Raw genomic sequence first — 18,148 nt, forward strand, 5'->3', positions numbered from 1 at the left:
CCTTTTAAGCACATTTTGCAGGTATCAAATCAATCCTTTTATTCCATTCCTCCAATTAAATAATACCTTATTATGGTTATATTTCCATTATAAGATAGCCAGATTCCCTTATTCCGATTATACTAGGACCAAATAGTAACCTTTTTATCGAAATGATCTTCCAGGAGGAAAAAAGATGCAGGCAAGTTTGAAGAAAGTGGAAAAATGCTATACGGCCACATTTCATGTCCATTTACAGCACACGATCGAACAAGTATGGAAAGCACTGACTGAAAATGAACAATTGAAAGAATGGATGCCCAATTTACAGGCCGAAGATCTGCGGACAGGCGGCAGCCTTTCATTTCATATGCTGGATGGGACAGGGACAATCCTTCCTCTTACAATCATTGCTTATAAAGAACAGGCCATTTTGGAATTTGAGTGGGGTACTGACGCGGTAAAATTTGTATTGGAGGAATGTGTGGACGGATGCATGCTTACGTTAAAGGAAACGATTCATACGCTCACAGAACATACTGCCAAAGATTTATCAGGATGGCATATGTGCCTGATTAGGATGAGTTCATTGCTCGAAGGTAAACCAAGCGGCTTCCAACCGGACAAATGGGAAGAATGGCATAGCATCTATAGAAAAGAAATAAAAGAACTAAGCTAACAACTAAACCTCTCGAAGGATAATCCAAAGTGAATAATGAAGATATAAAGATAATAGAGCCGTGCTGCACACGAATGGCAGCATGGCTCCTTCCATAAAAAAACGTAAAAGTGTATGAGTGTCTACATCGTTTTCTTGCTTCCCATAAATCCTGCCAAACATTCGAGTAGGCCGATTGCCAAAAAAATAGGCTGCAACATAGATAAGAATCCAATCATACCAATTTGGACAACAATCCAAATCGTCAATAATAGGCCTGCTAGAATAACGGCAAACCAGCAATTGTTTTTAAGCAATAGAAATAATGCCGTCAAATGGCCGAATCCTATAACAATCATCAGGACAATGCCAGGAATTAAAAAATCGGAAAAAATCGCCGCTGGAAGAATGTCAATCCGCATCCCAACCGATTCGCCTGTCGGATCTGCAATAAAGCCAAAACCGGCTCCAACCGCACCTATTCCCGTAAACGCCAAAAGCAGTCCGGTAATCCATTTCACTATTCTATTTTTTGTCATATAAACCTCTCAATCTTCGGAAAAGACTACTTACTTGTTTATATTATCTTAACATAATTTAAAATAGATTCAGAATAGCCTCCAGCCTATCTTTTTCCTATTCTAGTTATTGCATTCCATCTATTTAAACAGGTGCAACAATGGAAAAAACCAAATGGTCCGTCCATTCCCCATTTTCAAAAATAAATCCTTTTCGTAAGCATTCGTATTCCATCCCAACACGTTTGGCCAATTGGATGGATGCTTCATTATCCACATTAATATGCGCTTCAATCCGATGGAAGCCCAATTCCATAAAGGCAATACGTAAAGCCGCTTCAACCGATTCTTTTCCATATCCTCTCTCCCAATATTGATTGTGGATGGTATACCCGACTCTTCCCCACTGAAAGCTATCTCGATCCAATGTGGAAAAATCAATCATTCCTATATGGGAGCCATCTTCTTTTCGGAAAACGGCAAACACATGGGCAATATCTTCAAATGCCAGGCGTTGATGCTTATCCACTAATCTGAAGAACCATTCTTCCGTACATTCACTCATATCCAGCCTTCCTTTATCATGTTTGTGCATAGAAGGACTTCTTTGTTTGAACCCTTCCAGCCACTTGGAATAATCACCCTTCTTCAATGGCCTGACCATTATTCTGTCTGTTTCAAGCGAGTTATCAAAAACGTTTTTTGTAACATACATCGGCTTTTTCACTCCTTAACAATTTATAAAAGCAAACCTCAATCAATGTCACACAAGATTTATCTACAGGGCAAAATGAACAAATCATACATGTTATTCGCTAAAATGGACCATTTTCCTTTTTTCAGTCAATTAACAGCCGATTAATATTTACCATAGAAAAAAAGCTTCTTACTGCCAGGACTGCAACTGCCAAAAAGCGATCCTCACATGAAGATCGCTTCCTGCTTTTAAACTATTGGTTTGAGGAATCTTTTTCATCATATTCAAATGAGCATTCTTCCAGCGGAACCAATTTGGTTTTCTTCACCCATTTATAGCCAAACCATAACAACAGAAAGATCGGAAGGCCAATATAGGAAACAAGCAGACTATCCCAGTCTATATGGCCGCCTGTAAATGCCTTATAATCCTGCCCTATAATGGCAACCATGCACAGAACGAATGCAATGATGGGGCCCAACGGAAACCACTTTGCTTTATAAGGCAGCTCTTTTAGATCCAGCCCCTGGGCGATATAGGCTTTCCTAAAACGGTAATGGCTGACGGCTATTCCTATCCATGCCAAAAAACCGGATAAACTGCATATATTAAGCAGCCAGAAATAAACAGTTCCATCACCAAAGACCGATGTCAAAAATGCCAGCATACCGATGATTGTAGTGGCATATAAAGCATTTACCGGTATACCCCGAGCGTTCACCTTTTTCAAAAAACGGGGTGCATTCCCTTCTTTAGCCAAATTCCACAATAAACGCGTGCCTGCATACATTTGAGAATTTGCTGTTGAGAGGACCGCTGTCAATACAACTGCATTCATGACGGAAGCTGCAAAAGCAAAACCGGCGCGTTCAAAAACAAGCGTAAACGGGCTGACCGACACATTCTCAGAGTTTAATAGCCTCGGGTCGTCATAAGGGACAAGAAAACCAATAACGATAATCGATAAAATAAAGAATAATAATATCCTCCAAAAAATCTGCCTAATAGCGATTGGTACATTCTTTTGCGGATTTTCACTCTCTCCTGCTGAAATCCCAACAAGCTCGGTACCCTGGAATGAAAAACCGACAATCATGAACACACCGATAACGGACATGAAGCCACCCTTAAACGGTGCTTCTCCTGCCGTAAAGTTTTTGAATCCTACCGCTTCCCCGCCCATTATTCCCACAATCATCAGGAGACCGATAATCAAAAACAGGATAATCGTAGCGACTTTAATAATGGAAAACCAATATTCAGCCTCTCCATATCCCTTGACGGATAATATATTCAATAGGAAAATCAAAGCCAAAAAAGGTACACTCCACACAATTGAAGGGATAGAAGGCAGCCAAAATTTCATGATCATCCCAGAAGCGGATAGCTCAAGCGCCACAATCATGGCTGAATAATACCAATAGTTCCAGCCCTGCGCAAAGCCAAAGGCGCGATCGACAAACAGCGAGCCATATGTACTGAACGATCCTGAAACAGGGAGTAAAGATGCCATTTCCCCTAAGCTTGTCATAAGAAAAAAGACCATTAATCCACTTATCACATAAGCTGCAAGAGCTCCCCCTGCACCAGCCTGGCTAATCGTAGTCCCGCTTGCAAGAAATAATCCGGTTCCGATCGTCCCACCGATCGCAATCATTGTAAGGTGCCTTGGCTTAAGACCCCTTTTTAACGTATGCTCAATTGCTTGCGGCTGCCTGCTTGGTTCCGCTTTCATTTTCATCAGTGAATTACTCATTCTACCCCTCTTTTCCAATGAATGTTCCAACCGATCTTACAAATAAAATAATTGTCGTTAAATTGTCGTTATTTAGGTATTATTTATAATATACTGATTATTCTATTAAAGTCAATAAATGAGAATTAATCTATTATTTGACTGGTGTATGTTACACCTCTTATAACTCCCTCTTTTATTTTTGTATTTCGTGTATTTTCTATTAAAAATGAATTAATTTTGCCGAAAAATACTCTTGGGACCATTTATCCCATGACATTTTCACTACAAAGGGGAACAATCCATGAAAAAACGACTACAAATAAAAAGCATAAAAACGAAAATACTCCTAGGCTTCTCTTTCGTAATTGCTGCCCTCGCCTTTATGGCTGCCTATAATGCCTATTCTGTCCATCAAACCAATATTCAAATGAATACTATTATCGATAAACAATTGCCGCTGTTAATCGCCGATGAGGAAATCTCCAATAATATGGCTGACCGCGCTGCATTAGTCCGCGGTTACCTGTTATATGACGATGAATCATACCGCAAAGAATTCGAGAATACTACAAAAGAAAGCATCGAATTGGAAAAGAAGGTTTTGAAGCTATCTGATTCAGAGAAAATAAATGAATTGATCGACAAAAAAGTCGTATGGGGAACCTTGCTGAAAAAAGTTTTTGCGGAATATGATAAAGGAAATAAAGAAGCAGCCAAGGAAATTATGGCTTCGCAAGTAATTCCTTTGGAAAGAGAATTGATTAATGGATTTAAGGATGCTTCAGACAACAGAAGTACGATTATTACAAATCAAGGAAAAGACATTTTGGACAGCGGCCATAGAGCAATGATCATTATTATTGCCATTTCGATTCTAGCCATCATTATTACATTGGTCTCAGAAATCATTACTGCCCGCAAAATAACAAAGCCAATCCATATGGTCATTGGCAGAATGCGAACGATTGCATCCGGTGATTTGAGAGAAGTAAAGCTGGACACAGAGCTTCATGATGAATTTGGACAGCTGCTGGAGGCTGCCGATGATATGAGGACTCATTTATATGAAATGATGTTGCAGGTAAATCAAGTGTCGGAAACGGTCAATACAAACAGCGAGGAATTGGCGCAATCTGCTAACGAAGTCGCGGCAGGTTCAGAACAAGTGGCACAAACAATGATCGACCTTGCAGATAGCACTGAAAAAAAAGCAGGGTATGCAAGCCTGCTTTCTAAAAAAATGGACATATTCGATACAAGTATCCAGGAGACGAACGAATACAGCAAAGCTATAGAACATTCAGCCAATATCATTGTGAATCTATCCAATGATGGAACGCAACAAATGGAAGCCTCCGCCCTTCAGATGGAAAAGGTTGATCGGATCATTCGGGGCGCAGTTGAAAAAGTGGACGAATTGAACCGGAAATCGCAAGAAATTTCGACGATGGTTTCCATCATTAAGGAAATCGCCGACCAAACGAATCTATTGGCATTGAATGCCTCAATTGAAGCAGCACGGGCCGGTGAACATGGGAAAGGCTTCGCAGTAGTAGCCGAAGAAGTCCGCAAACTGGCTGAACAGGTTGCCCATTCAGTCGATCGCATCACAGACCATGCAGACACCCTTCAACATGAGTTTAAAACCGTGGCCGGCGTGCTTCAGGACGGCTATCATGAAGTAAAGGACGGCGCAAAACTGGCCAATGACACAAGAACCAATTTCGGCAAGATTAATAGCTCTATCACCGATATGTATCAAAATGTTGAAGCAATAGCTACCAACCTAAAGGGAATAGCAGAAGACAGTAAAGAGATAAAAGGATATATCCAAGATACCGCAGAAGCGTCAGAACAAACTGCCGCCGGTATAGAACAAACAACCGCTTCCACACAAGAAACAATTAGTTCGATGGAAGAAATCACAAAGAGTTCGGAACAATTGGCCCAAACATCAGAGGAGTTGAATATGCTGATCGGCCGATTCCGTCTGTAGATGGAGCACAAATAGAGCATTTCGTTCAATTGCCGTTAGCTAGAATCAATTGAAGAAAGGCAGAAACATGTATAAAATCACGTTTCTGCCTTTCTTATTAATCGGTTGCGATAAACATCATTCCTTTAGGTCACCCCAACTGCCTGGAGAGCATACATACCCATCATTGAATAGCTTATTGGTTAAAAAAAACACTAAAAAAATCAGTTTCCCGAAACTATTTCCTTTATAGGATCGTCATACTACTATAGACGAAAATAGATGGAGGTGGCTTTCATTGATGTCCTGCAGCAAACGTATAAACCCCACTAAGGCTGAATGCCTGGATATGCTGATCGACCAATACGGATCCAATGTCAAAAAGCTGGCTTACATCTATATAAAGGATTGGCGGGCAGCTGAGGAAGTGACAAAGGAAGTATTTATTTCTTGCTATGGAGTATTGGATGTCAACTATGGTGAAACCCTTCAAAAACAATGGCTATTACGGGAAACCACCGCTTTATGTAAACATGTTTCTAAAATGCGTTGGTACAAATTTAGGAATGCCGCCCAATATGTCAGTTCCCTTTTCATCAAACATTCAGAACAGGCTCACGGCAGTGAAATGGGACTTCTTCCACTCTATGTGCTTTCATTGCCGGTAAAATACCGTGAAATAACTTTTTTATTCTACTATGAAAAACTAACTATAGCAGAAATTCAATATATAACAGACTTAGATCCAAAGGCTGTAACATCAAGGCTGCATTATGCCGAAAAGAAAATCGCAAGGAAGTTAGGGGGATTTATCAGTGATCAATCGTGACATTAGCACTTTAAAACAACAGATGGATAATACAATCCTTAAGCGCGGGAACGTCGGCCATGCCGAAAAACAACGGATTCTAAAAGCGGCTCTTAATGGCAGATTAACCAAAAAGCGCCTCTTCTTTTCCCCGCAATTATCCGCTGTTTTTTTAATGGGTGTTTGCATATTGATTGGCGGGCTTATCTTTACGCACTATATTTGATTCCTCAACAGAAATGGTTTAGCCACTTATTCATAAACGCAACCCTTATTACTTCATTCTCTTAATGAGGGCAGGCTGGCTGATTCCCAGTGCCTGCGCCTTTTTTCATATTGATTTTTTTAGGCCCATTTTATTCCTGCATAATGAAACGATAGCACTCGACAATTCTTCCAAAGGCATACGATAATTTTTAGTCTGTATAACCAGGCCATTCCATCACATGTACCCATTTATGCAAAATGGCGTGGCTAAATATTGGGCTGCAATTTCCTAATGGCACTCGTTGATATTTGACTAAAGAGAAAAATAGGGACTTCCACAAAGCCATTCAGCGGCTTTGTGGAATCCCTATTTTCGATATTTAGGATAGTCTGCCCTTAAAATCCTGATAACTGAATTGATGCAGAATGCGGCATTCGCCATTTTTTTCTTTTAGTGCGATTGTCGGCAATGCCATTCCGTTGAAGGTATTATTCTTCACCATCGAGTAAATGGCCATATCGCCAAATACGAGTCGATCACCGCCCTTTAATGGCTTATTAAATGAGTAATCCCCAATTACATCCCCAGTAAGGCATGTAGGGCCGCCTAAACGATAGGTATATGCCTTTTCACCAGCTTCTCCTGAATGAAACAGCGGGGGACGATAAGGAACTTCCAGAACGTCAGGCATATGGCAGGATGCTGATGTATCGAGTATAGCGATATCCATCCCATTTTCCATCGTATCCAGTACAGAAGTGACAAGAAAGCCTGCATTCAGCGCGATTGCTTCACCCGGCTCCAGATAGACAGTCAGACCATATTTTTCCTGCATTTGCTTGATGCACTTTTCCAGCAACGAAATATCATATCCTTCTTTCGTAATATGGTGCCCCCCGCCAAAATTGATCCATTCCAGCTGCGGAAGCCATTGCCCGAACTTTTCTTCTACAGCTTCAAGTGTCTTAGCCAATGCGTCAGCCCCCTGCTCGCATAACGTGTGGAAATGCAGTCCTGAAACCATATCCAGGCACTCGGGGCGGAACTGCTTTTGTGTCACACCGAATCTCGACCCTGCCACGCAAGGATCGTACATACCATGGCCTTCCTGGGTAGAGCATTCAGGGTTAATCCGGATTCCGATGCTTTTCCCCGCGTTTATCACCCTTGCTCCGTATTTCTCCAATTGGGAAAAGGAATTGAAAACGATATGGTCGCATATGGAAATGATTTCTTCCATTTCCTCCTCGCGGTAAGCGGGCGAATAAATATGGTTTTCCTTCCCCATTTCTTCATGTCCAAGCCGGGCCTCATATAATCCGCTTGCCGCTGTGCCGCTTAAATAGGATCCAATCAAAGGATATATTGCGTACATCGAAAAAGCCTTTTGCGCCAGGATAATTTTGCAGCCTGTACGCTCCATGATACGGCCTAATATGTGCAGGTTTCTTTCAATCAGGTTTTCGTCCACCACATAGCATGGTGTCGGCAGTTCTTCCAATCTCATCTCAATCCACTAGCTCCGGATTGAAGCTTTCCTCCCAAGGCAATCCCCATTTGTTCAACGCTTCCATAAATGGATCGGGATCAAATTCTTCTATATTAAATACACCTGCTTTATTCCACTTTCCTGTCATCAGCATCATCGCCCCGATCATTGCAGGAACACCAGTCGTGTAGGAAACAGCTTGAGAACCCACTTCTCTATAGCATTCCTCATGGTCGCATACATTGTAGACATAATACGTTTTTTCTTTTCCGTCTTTTTTTCCGCGGAAAATGCAGCCGATATTCGTTTTTCCTTTTGTCCGCGGGCCAAGTGAAGCAGGATCAGGCAATACCGCCTTCAAAAATTGAAGAGGAATCATTTCCTTCCCGTCGAATACGATAGGCTCAATTGATGTCATGCCTACATTTTCAAGGCATTTCAAATGGGTTAAATAGCTTTCGCCAAATGTCATAAAGAAACGGATTTGCTTTAGGCCTGGAACATGAAGCGCAAGCGATTCAAGTTCTTCATGATAAAGCAAATACATATCTTTTTCGCCTATTTCAGGGAAATTATACACACGTTTGATTTCCATCGGCTCCGTTTCTATCCATTCTCCATCTTTCCAGTAACGTCCATTGGCGGACACCTCGCGAATATTGATTTCCGGATTGAAATTCGTCGCGAATGGATAACCATGATCGCCTGCATTGCAGTCGAGTATATCAATGTATTCAATTTCATCAAAGTGGTGCTTCAGGGCATATGCCGAGAAGACGCTGGTAACGCCTGGGTCGAATCCGCTTCCTAAAAGGGCAGTAATGCCAGCCTCCTCGAAACGTTGCCGGTATTCCCATTGCCACTTATATTCAAATTTTGCCGTATCTTCCGGTTCATAATTCGCTGTATCCAAATAGTTCGTTTTTGTTGCAAGGCACGCATCCATAATGGTGAGATCCTGATAAGGCAATGCCAGATTCATCACGATGTCAGGCTTCACTTCTTCTATTAATGCAATGAGTTCTTCAACGTGATCAGCATCCACTTGGGCAGTAGTAATTTTTGTGTTTCCTCCCTCAAGCTTTGCTTTCAGGTCGTCGCATTTGGACTTCGTCCGGCTTGCAATGCAGATTTCCTCGAAAACCTCGCTATTTTGTACACATTTATGAATGGCTACGGAAGCCACTCCTCCACAACCGATAATAAGTGCTTTTCCCATTTTATCTGTCTCCTATCATACTATATTTTTTATTCCGCTTCTTTCAAAAGATCATTCACATAGGTCGGCAAAGCAAAGGAGCCCGTATGTATTTTCGTATTGTAATACCTCGTTTTAATGCCGTTTTTATCCCACATTTCAATGTTCACATCAGAAACGGGATGGTACTGTTTAGAAGCAAAACCAAACAGCCAGTGCCCTGAAGGGTAGGAAGGAATATGTGCCTGATACACATGGCTGATTGGAAAACTGTCGGCGATTCGTTTATGCGCCCTTTGCATAGCTGCCACATCCCCCGCATAGAACGGGCTCTCATGTTGATTGACCATAATGCCATCCTCATGGAGGGCTTTATAGCAGCTTCCATAAAACTCCTTCGTAAATAGGCCTTCGCCGGGACCGAACGGATCGGTCGAATCCACAATAATCAGATCATATTTGTTTTCGCATGTCCGGATGAATTTCACCCCATCCTCCAAATGGATTTGTAAACGGGAATCATCGAAACTGCATGCTGTTTGTGGAAAATAGGTTTTACAGACATCGATCACCATCTCATCGATTTCCACCAAGTCAATATGCTGAACCTGTTTGTATCTCGATAGCTCTCGCAGCACTCCCCCGTCTCCCGCTCCTATAATGAGAACATTGCGCGGATTAGGGTGCACCGCCATCGGTACATGTGTGATCATCTCGTGATAGATGAATTCGTCCTTTTCAGTAAGCATCATATAGCCGTCAAGTGTCAGGAAACGTCCGAATTCTTCAGAATCGAATACATCGATCCGCTGGAATTCGCTCTGGGCACTGAATAGTTGCTTTTCCACTCTGATGGAAAGCTTTACATTGGATGTGTGCTGTTCACTGAACCATAATTCCATCGCCCTACACTCCTTTCAGTACATTTAATCTGCGTATGCTCCGGTCCTCTGGTCCTGTCATGGAGCAGCCTTTGTCTAAAGCATAAGCGATATAATCGATGATCTCTTTTGTAATTTTCTCACCAGGGGCCAAGATGGGAATCCCAGGCGGATAAGCCATTACAAATTCACTGCATACCCTGCCCGCTGTCTCATGGAGAGGCAAGGATTCCTTATCAGCATAAAAGGCATCCTGTGGTGTAGCAGCCACTTGAGGATCGATATATTCCTGTGTATAAAGGCCTGTTTTATCCTTTCCGAACCGCCTGCGGATCTCCGAAAGAGCGCTTAGAAGCCTTTCAACATCCCGCTTGCGGTCCCCTACCGACACATAGGCGAGAATGTTTCCAATATCGCCAAATTCAATTTGAATATCGTATTCTTCGCGCAAGAGATCATATACCTCAATACCAGCAAGGCCGATATCCAGTGTATGGACCGAGAGCTTGGTGGCATCGAAATCATATATGCTGTCTCCATTGATCAATTCACGCGAGTAAGCGTAATAATCTCCGATCTTATTGATTTCACTTCGCATATAATCAGACAGCTCCATTACCTGCCTGAAAATGCCTTCCCCATTCAGCGCTAGATTTCGCCGGGAAATATCAAGGCTCGAAAGCAATAGATAGGAGCCGCTTGTCGTTTGTGTCAAATTGACAATTTGCCTTGCATACCCTGTATTGACAGCTGGCCCCATAAGAAGGAAAGAGCTTTGCGTCAGGCTCCCCCCGGACTTATGCATGCTGACCGCTGACATATCTGCTCCGGCAGCCATGGCGGATATAGGAAGATTTTTTCCGAAATACAAGTGTGTGCCGTGCGCTTCATCGGCAAGCACAAGCATGCCATGCCGATGTGCAAGCTTTACAATTCCCTCTATATCCGAACAGATGCCGTAATAGGTCGGATTATTTACTAAAATCGCTTTGGCATCCGGATTATCCAGTATGGCTTTTTCCACCTGGCTAACGGACATTCCGAGGGATATCCCTAGCCGCTTGTCCATTTCCGGGTTTACATATACAGGTTTAGCCCCGCACAGCACCAATGCATTAATTACACTTTTATGGACGTTCCTCGGAAGAATGATTTTATCCCCTTTTTTACATGCAGTAAGCACCATGGCTTGTACGGCCGAGGTAGTGCCATTGACCATAAAAAAAACGTGGGCAGCACCGAAAGCCTGTGCAGCCAGCTCTTCTGCTTCCTTGATGACTGAAACTGGATGGACAAGATTATCCAGCGGCTTCATTGAATTGACATCGACTGAAACACATTTTTCTCCCAAAAATGCCGTCAATTCTGGATTTCCCCTTCCCCGTTTATGGCCTGGGACATCGAATGGAACGATCCGTTTCTCCTTTAATTGCTCTAAAGCTTCATAGATTGGCGCATGTTCCTGTTTTAGGCATTTAGGTTTTTTGTCATTTTCCATGGGTAGACCTCCATTCCACTGAATATTTCGACCATTCGGAGCGTACATATTGATAGATTCCCATTTTCATAAATCTGGATGATGGTCATCCTTGAAAATCAGGTGGCTCGATTCAGCCTAGTCCCTAACTACCTGCAGCAACAGAACTGCCGAAATATGTATCCTCATTGATTTGCATTCCGCATCAACAACAAAAAAAGCAAGTGAATATAGGCGTAAACGCTCATCACTTGCTTTAAAATCTGTTTATTAAAAAGCAGCATACATACACTTCCATCATAAAAAAGGATAGATTCAAAAAAAGTATGCTTTTTAATATCCAAATATAACAGAATAGGTTTCCTAGAGTCTATATAGCAAATAATTACTTTTACTACTCTTATTGACCGTTTCACAAGTTGATGTGCGTATGCACACTCCGGTTATAAAGTAACCAACTTATAAAATTTGAGCTTCTAACTCAATCAATAAGGCAACGAAGTTGCCAATCGGCAGTTGACCCGGCTGTCCGTATGGCCTTGACTCTCCCTCGGGAAAGTGGTCAAATTTATTTGCTTGGAAAGACCCTCATACTGTATATTTGCTTTCCAAAAATAACGTCCCCGTTATAATAACAACCCACCAAAAAATTTGCAACAAAAAAATACATTTTTCTCTATTTTTTCCTTTTTCGACTGGTCATTTTTTTCTCCTCTTCAGCCATCAACCACTTTCCCTTACTAAAACAATGAGTTTCTTCAATGTATCGATCCTGGCCGTAAACAGGAATAAATCATCGTAGTTCCTTTCTGCATATTCCGCAATGACGTTTATTCCTTCCTGCAATTCCTCCACCAAAAGATGCGTATATTTTCCGTTCCAGCTAAACTGGTTGATTCGTTCAAGCTCATCGGCAATGATTTGAAATTGGTACTCTTCGGCCAGTAATCTTACCTGGACCAATTTATCCATATGTAACAGAGAGCTTAACTTTTTCCCTTGGAACGTGTATATAAATGCGACAAAATCCTTCAAATTTTCAGCTAGTAGAATCGCTTTCTTCATTTTGAAATCCATAGCTTCATCTCCCTGAAAATATAATGCTATGAAAAGTCTATGTTGACTAAGAACATTTAATACTAGTTATCATTTTCTTCCCTTTTAAAATAGTTTCAAATAAAAAAACCCTATTAATGGTTTCCCACTATAGAAGGATATATGTAAAGAGGACACTGATGAAATGGATCGATTCAATAAAAAAGAGCTTAATAGAAGAAGGAGCTGACTGGATGAAACTTTTTTCCACTATAATTGGCAAGTACGCGAAGAATGGTTCAACTGGTGCGAAAGTTGAATGGACATGACCTGCTCCGCCCACGGACAGGCGGAATGGGCAACATACTGAAGACCCTATTTCATATTATTGATGTCGAATAGAGCTGGATTCGCATTCTTCAAGGTAAAATAGCTCCATTGGATAACTTTGACCATGTTAATTCTATTGAAAAACGAAAGAAATTGAATGAACAATACCATAAAGAAGTCAGTACTTTTGTAAATCTATGGAATCCTTCCATGGAAACTAGGATTTTGTACGAACAAACTCCAAACGGTCACATTCAGACCAGCACATGGAATGAAGTGATGCACCATATCATCGTCCATGATATCCATCATATTGGCCAACTTCCTGTATGGGCAAGAGAAGAAGGCATAACACCTGTCACGGCCAATGTGATCGGCAGAAATATATTTTCTGAATAGAATGGGAACATTAGGCTATTTGCACACCTTCCCTCCCTCATTTCGTCGTTCATTTCGACATTGAGTTCGTTCATATTTAATTCATATCTTTTTTATATACTCGCCTTCTTGAAGGAAGTATAGATTGTACATACCCCTACCATTTTCTGAAGACTGATTAATCCAACAGTTCCGGGTATAATGAGGGAAGAAGGCATGATACAGATATCTGGCATACTCCTTTCGGATGTTTAAACTACACATAAAAGGAAGATGAAGAATGGCAAAAATAATGATTGTCGATGACGATGCCCATGTCCGCGAACTCTTGCGCTTATTCTTAACAAAAGAGGGTTATGACCTCTACGAAGCTGGCGACGGCTCTCAAGCATTGAATATCCTTGAGAGAATAAAAGTGGACCTGGCGATCATTGATGTAATGATGCCAAAGATGGATGGATGGGAGCTCTGCAGGGAACTGCGCATATTCAGCGACCTTCCTATCTTAATGCTGACAGCAAAGGGGGAAACATCCCAAAAAGTAAAAGGCTTCGGGCTTGGTGCCGATGACTATTTGGTCAAGCCGTTTGAACCGATCGAATTAGTCATGAGGGTGAACGCGCTATTGAAGCGGTCTAAAATTGCTTCTTCACAAACTTTGTTCATCGGCGATGTTAAGATGGACCGCAAGCGGCATGAACTCTTTTTTAAAGGGGATCACTTGACCATTCCTTTAAAGGAATTTGAATTGTTATTCAAATTAGGAAGCTATCCTGGCAAAACCTTCTCGAGGGAAGAGCTGATTGAAGATATATGGGGCTATGATTATGAAGGGGATGAACGGACGGTAGATGTCCATATCAAAAGATTAAGGGAGCGGTTCCAAGGCACTGAATGTCCATTTCACATTAAAACCATATGGGGCTTGGGCTACCGTTTGGAAATCGCATGAGAAATTCAAAGGGTTATTTGAAGATGGTATTCGGCGGAGCAACCATGGTTTTGTTTATTGCTGCCTGTTTTTCTGCCGGATATTTTATTATCTATTTGCTGCCTATCCATCCCCCTCCATATATTCAGTATCTGGCAACCATATTTACCAGCTCGACCCTTATTTTCTTGATTGGCTATTTGATCCATTTCTTCAATCATGACAAGCAGCAGCGGATTTACCAGGAAATCATAACAGCCCTTAAGAAAATCGCAGGCGGCGATTTCAGTGTCAAATTGGACCTACAGGTAGAACAAAGATGGGAAATGACAGAAATCATCGACCACTTTAACCATATGACAAAGCAGCTCAAACAGATGGAGGATTTAAGGCAGGAGTTCATTTCAAATGTATCGCATGAAATCCAATCGCCTCTTACATCGATTGTCGGATTCACTCAGGCCCTGAAAACAGGCCATCTGACTCCAGAGGAGCGGAACCACTATTTATCAATCATTGAAACCGAAAGCCGCCGGTTATCCAAGCTGAGTGATAACCTGCTTAAACTGACTTCATTGGAATCAGAGCACCATCCGTTCGATCAACAGGACTACCGGCTTGATCTGCAGCTCAAAACCATTATTTTGGCATGTGAACCGAATTGGCTGAAAAAAAACATAGAAATGAATGCTGATTTGAGCAGAGTGGACATCTGTGCCGACGAAGATTTAATGAGTCAAGTATGGACCAATCTTATTCACAACGCCATAAAGTTCACGCCACATAATGGCTGCATTTCAGTAAGTCTGAAACAAACTGGCCGAGAAGCAATCATCTCAATAACAGACAACGGAATCGGAATTTCCAAGGAAGACCAATTCCATATTTTCGAGAGATTTTATAAAGCAGACCAGGCAAGGGAGCGGACCAAAAGCGGCAGCGGCCTTGGACTTTCCATTGTTAAAAAAATTGTAGACATGCACCAAGGTTCTATCTCTGTCTCAAGCGAGCCCCAAAAAGGGACTGTTTTTACAATCTGTTTGCCAATGCATAAAAAGGAATCCTTCCAATAAAAAATCGGTTGGATTCTTTTTTCTATTGATGCTTGTTCCTAACCGGTTCCTATATCCACTGAAGAATTTCGATCCGGTTGCCGAAAGGATCGGCCACATAGATGCGGTCGGCGCCGGGCAAAAGGGAATCTTCCACCACTTTCACGCCTTTTGAACGCAAATGCTCTTTCAGCCCACTGATATGATCTACTTCAAAAGCAGGATGCGCTTTCTTCGCAGGGATAAACGAATGTTCGATTCCTATATGGATTTGCTGTGAACCGATAGAAAACCATACCCCTCCCCTTTCTTTCAAATGCTCAGGCTTTTCTACTTCCGCAAGTCCCAAAATGCCTCCAAAAAAAGCTCTTGCTTCTTCTTCGCTTCCTTTTGGGGCAGCAAGTTGTATATGGTCAATTCCTGTAAAATGATAGGCCATAGAAATCATCCCTTCATGATTAATAATCCCTTTTATCATATAATCATTTTCCACATAATAAAATTCAATTCATTTTATATTAATCCATAAGGCTATCTTATCATCATTAAACGACCACGATTTGAATTTTTGCTTTTTCATACAAGGCGGCTTCCATCACCTTTACATACATAACAACATTCTTGTAGAATAACACTCTAATTGGTCTTGATACGTGTAGGCAGCCTAAAGAAAAGGAATATCATAAGTTAGAGAGAATAGTATACAGTGCACTACACAACAAGAAATGGGGGGGCATTTTGTTGAAAGGTTGGAAAAATCCAATTTTGTTGTTAACAGGCATTGGCATCTCTTACCTAGGCAATTGGATTTACTTAATTGCCTTAAATATTTCCGTTTTGCATTCAACCGGTTCTGCAGCAGCCGTTGCCGGACTTTATATCATTAGGCCTGTAGCCGTTTTGATCACTAATATTTGGGCAGGGAGCATTATTGACCGCATCAACAAGAAGAGGCTGATGATTATTGTTGATTGTATGAGAGGCGTTTTGGTTTTCTTACTTCCTTTTCTCGATTCCATAACAGCACTATACCTTTTATTGCTGCTAATCAATATGATAGGATCCTTTTTTGGGCCTAGTTCAACGATTTACATAACCAAATTGATTCCTGCTGAAAAGCGCAAACGATTTAACTCCATTTTAGGGATGGCCAACTCGGGTGCATTTTTATTAGGTCCTGCAATAGCGGGATTTTTAATAATGTATGTGGGTACAGAAGTATGCATCTTTATGAATGCCATTTCCTTTATGTTGTGTGCACTTTTTATCGGTTTCCTCCCGAATATCGAGGATGCCGAGAAGCATGTAAAGGCGCTTTCACATTGGAAGACGGTTGTGCAGGATTGGCGAACGGTAAAGGAATTCGTTATAAAGGCGAAATTTTTTATGTTTATATATGTTTTATTCCAAGGGGCTTGGTTGATAGGGTTTGCCATAGATTCACAGGAAGTGACCTTCATCAAACAGCATCTGCAATTAACGGACCGGGATTATGGCTTAATAGTAAGCATAAGCGGTGTGGGTACTTTAGCCGGAGCCTTTTGTTCCGCCATAGTAGCCAACAAGATCCAGTTAAAGATGTATATAGGGATAGGCATGCTTTTAACTTCATTGGGATATATGCTCTTTTATAGCTCCTACAACTTTTTGACAGCAACAGCATCCTTTATCTTTCTCGGTTTCTTTATGGCATTCGCAAGTACAGGCTACTCAACTTTTTTCCAAAATAATATTCCTGTAGGCATAATGGGCAGATTCGGTAGCCTTTCAGAAATGGTCCAGGGAATGATACAAATTATCCTTACCCTTATTCTTGGATTCTTGGCGGAATGGTTCTCTTTGCAGTTTGTTTGTCTTGCCTTTGCTGCAGTTGGCACATTGATTGCACTGGCACTATTGGCCATTGCATTGATTCCTTCAAAAGGCCGCTACTTTACAGAACAGACAGAAATCATAGATCCTTAACGCCATATTGAAAGGTACACCATGCTGTTATCGGTGTACCTTTCTGTCAGCCGGGGCGGCTCATGCATATCCCGCCATTATTTCAAACCGGTCGTACTAAGGAATTCCTTCGTCCTCTCTTCACTAGGATTCTCAAAAAAGCCATCCGGGTCTCCGGATTCAACAATTCTCCCGTCATGCATGAACACCATGCAATCCGCCACCTCTCTGGCAAATCCCATTTCATGTGTAACAATGACCATGGTCATTCCTTCTTCGGCCAATTCCTTCATTGTAGTCAGTACTTCCCCTACTAATTCTGGGTCCAATGCCGAGGTAGGTTCATCAAAAAGCATAATATCCGGCTTCATCGCTAAAGCTCTTGCAATAGCAACACGCTGCTTTTGCCCTCCTGATAACTTATTCGGATAAACATCCGCTTTATCTTCAAGCCCGACTTTTTTCAATAACGCCATCCCTTCTTGTCTGGCTGTCACTTTTTTTACTTTCTTAACCATGAGCGGCCCTTCTATGACATTTTCAAGAACTGTTCTGTGCGGAAATAGGTTGAAATGCTGGAAAACCATTCCTACCCTTTGGCGGACTTTATTAATATCATGCGACTTCCTGGATATTTCCTGCTGGTCAATGATGATTTTTCCGCTGTTTTTCTTTTCCAGGAAGTTGATGCAGCGTAGGAGCGTACTCTTCCCAGAACCACTCGAGCCGACAAGGCAGACAACATCCCCTTCATTCACCGTCAAATCGATATCTTTCAGAACATGCAGGTTTCCAAAGGATTTATTTAGCTTTTCGATCCGTATCAATTCTTTTTCCATGTTTCATTCCCCC

At 41.7% G+C, this 18,148-nt stretch carries 17 protein-coding genes and 1 pseudogene; 8 read left to right on the top strand and 10 right to left on the bottom strand.

Translation table 11 applies throughout. The features are described 5' to 3' along the window. The first annotated feature begins 175 nt into the window (after positions 1 to 175). Positions 176 to 658 (top strand): SRPBCC family protein, encoded by a 483-nt coding sequence (locus ABC357_RS12650; protein WP_412887852.1) that lies wholly within the window; start codon positions 176 to 178, stop codon positions 656 to 658. A gap of 122 nt (positions 659 to 780) precedes the next feature. On the opposite strand, the gene ABC357_RS12655 is transcribed toward ABC357_RS12650, so the two are convergent. From ABC357_RS12655 to ABC357_RS12665, 3 genes are all read right to left on the bottom strand, one after another. Further along, positions 781 to 1,176 carry a hypothetical protein gene (locus ABC357_RS12655; protein WP_412887853.1) on the bottom strand — a complete coding sequence of 132 codons (396 nt, stop codon included), beginning with the start codon at positions 1,174 to 1,176 and terminating at the stop codon, positions 781 to 783. Between the two features lie 124 nt (positions 1,177 to 1,300). Next, positions 1,301 to 1,870 carry a GNAT family N-acetyltransferase gene (locus ABC357_RS12660; protein ID WP_412887854.1) on the bottom strand — a complete coding sequence of 190 codons (570 nt, stop codon included), beginning with the start codon at positions 1,868 to 1,870 and terminating at the stop codon, positions 1,301 to 1,303. 235 nt (positions 1,871 to 2,105) lie between these two features. Beyond that, complete coding sequence (locus ABC357_RS12665; protein ID WP_412888657.1) at positions 2,106 to 3,593, bottom strand: amino acid permease; 1,488 nt, start codon at positions 3,591 to 3,593, stop codon at positions 2,106 to 2,108. A 298-nt stretch (positions 3,594 to 3,891) separates the two neighbouring features. On the opposite strand from ABC357_RS12665, the gene ABC357_RS12670 reads away from it, so the two are divergent. From ABC357_RS12670 to ABC357_RS12680, 3 genes are all read left to right on the top strand, one after another. Continuing rightward, the gene (locus ABC357_RS12670; RefSeq protein WP_412887855.1) at positions 3,892 to 5,586 is read left to right on the top strand and encodes a methyl-accepting chemotaxis protein; all 1,695 of its coding nucleotides are present in this window, start codon (positions 3,892 to 3,894) and stop codon (positions 5,584 to 5,586) included. Between the two features lie 277 nt (positions 5,587 to 5,863). Further along, entirely contained in the window at positions 5,864 to 6,394 is a 531-nt protein-coding gene (locus ABC357_RS12675) for a hypothetical protein (protein ID WP_412887856.1), read from the top strand. Further along, positions 6,381 to 6,599 carry a hypothetical protein gene (locus ABC357_RS12680; RefSeq protein WP_412887857.1) on the top strand — a complete coding sequence of 73 codons (219 nt, stop codon included), beginning with the start codon at positions 6,381 to 6,383 and terminating at the stop codon, positions 6,597 to 6,599. The genes ABC357_RS12675 and ABC357_RS12680 overlap by 14 nt, the downstream gene beginning before the upstream one ends. A gap of 361 nt (positions 6,600 to 6,960) precedes the next feature. Here the strand turns inward: ABC357_RS12680 and nspC are convergent, their stop codons facing one another. From nspC to ABC357_RS12705, 5 genes are all read right to left on the bottom strand, one after another. Then, the gene (gene nspC, locus ABC357_RS12685) at positions 6,961 to 8,088 is read right to left on the bottom strand and encodes a carboxynorspermidine decarboxylase (RefSeq protein ID WP_412887858.1); all 1,128 of its coding nucleotides are present in this window, start codon (positions 8,086 to 8,088) and stop codon (positions 6,961 to 6,963) included. 1 nt (position 8,089) lies between these two features. Next, complete coding sequence (locus ABC357_RS12690) at positions 8,090 to 9,289, bottom strand: saccharopine dehydrogenase family protein (protein ID WP_412887859.1); 1,200 nt, start codon at positions 9,287 to 9,289, stop codon at positions 8,090 to 8,092. Positions 9,290 to 9,318: 29 nt separating this feature from the next. Further along, positions 9,319 to 10,170, bottom strand: a complete 852-nt coding sequence (gene speE, locus ABC357_RS12695) for a polyamine aminopropyltransferase (RefSeq protein WP_412887860.1) — start codon at positions 10,168 to 10,170, stop codon at positions 9,319 to 9,321. A gap of 4 nt (positions 10,171 to 10,174) precedes the next feature. Next, positions 10,175 to 11,647 (bottom strand): aminotransferase class I/II-fold pyridoxal phosphate-dependent enzyme, encoded by a 1,473-nt coding sequence (locus ABC357_RS12700; RefSeq protein WP_412887861.1) that lies wholly within the window; start codon positions 11,645 to 11,647, stop codon positions 10,175 to 10,177. A 702-nt stretch (positions 11,648 to 12,349) separates the two neighbouring features. Further along, positions 12,350 to 12,703, bottom strand: coding sequence for a hypothetical protein (locus ABC357_RS12705; RefSeq protein WP_412887862.1), 354 nt, complete (start codon positions 12,701 to 12,703; stop codon positions 12,350 to 12,352). 208 nt (positions 12,704 to 12,911) lie between these two features. On the opposite strand from ABC357_RS12705, the pseudogene ABC357_RS12710 reads away from it, so the two are divergent. The 3 genes and pseudogenes from ABC357_RS12710 (at position 12,912) to ABC357_RS12720 (ending at position 15,373) form a co-directional block, all read left to right on the top strand. Further along, a pseudogene (locus tag ABC357_RS12710) lies at positions 12,912 to 13,390 on the top strand (DinB family protein). A gap of 259 nt (positions 13,391 to 13,649) precedes the next feature. Then, positions 13,650 to 14,321 (top strand): response regulator transcription factor, encoded by a 672-nt coding sequence (locus tag ABC357_RS12715; RefSeq protein WP_412887863.1) that lies wholly within the window; start codon positions 13,650 to 13,652, stop codon positions 14,319 to 14,321. Further along, positions 14,318 to 15,373: a sensor histidine kinase gene (locus tag ABC357_RS12720; protein ID WP_412887864.1), complete on the top strand. Its 1,056-nt coding sequence runs from the start codon at positions 14,318 to 14,320 to the stop codon at positions 15,371 to 15,373. The genes ABC357_RS12715 and ABC357_RS12720 overlap by 4 nt, the downstream gene beginning before the upstream one ends. A gap of 49 nt (positions 15,374 to 15,422) precedes the next feature. Here the strand turns inward: ABC357_RS12720 and ABC357_RS12725 are convergent, their stop codons facing one another. Next, positions 15,423 to 15,791: a VOC family protein gene (locus tag ABC357_RS12725; RefSeq protein ID WP_412888658.1), complete on the bottom strand. Its 369-nt coding sequence runs from the start codon at positions 15,789 to 15,791 to the stop codon at positions 15,423 to 15,425. Between the two features lie 302 nt (positions 15,792 to 16,093). Between ABC357_RS12725 and ABC357_RS12730 the strand changes: the two genes are divergently transcribed. Beyond that, positions 16,094 to 17,317: an MFS transporter gene (locus ABC357_RS12730; RefSeq protein WP_412887865.1), complete on the top strand. Its 1,224-nt coding sequence runs from the start codon at positions 16,094 to 16,096 to the stop codon at positions 17,315 to 17,317. 77 nt (positions 17,318 to 17,394) lie between these two features. Here the strand turns inward: ABC357_RS12730 and ABC357_RS12735 are convergent, their stop codons facing one another. After that, on the bottom strand, positions 17,395 to 18,135 hold the full coding sequence (locus ABC357_RS12735) for an amino acid ABC transporter ATP-binding protein (RefSeq protein ID WP_412887866.1): 741 nt from the start codon (positions 18,133 to 18,135) through the stop codon (positions 17,395 to 17,397). Positions 18,136 to 18,148: the final 13 nt, after the last annotated feature.

Origin of the sequence: Bacillus kalamii (genome assembly GCF_047238185.1) — a bacterium.
GTDB lineage: Bacteria > Bacillota > Bacilli > Bacillales > DSM-1321 > Bacillus_AD.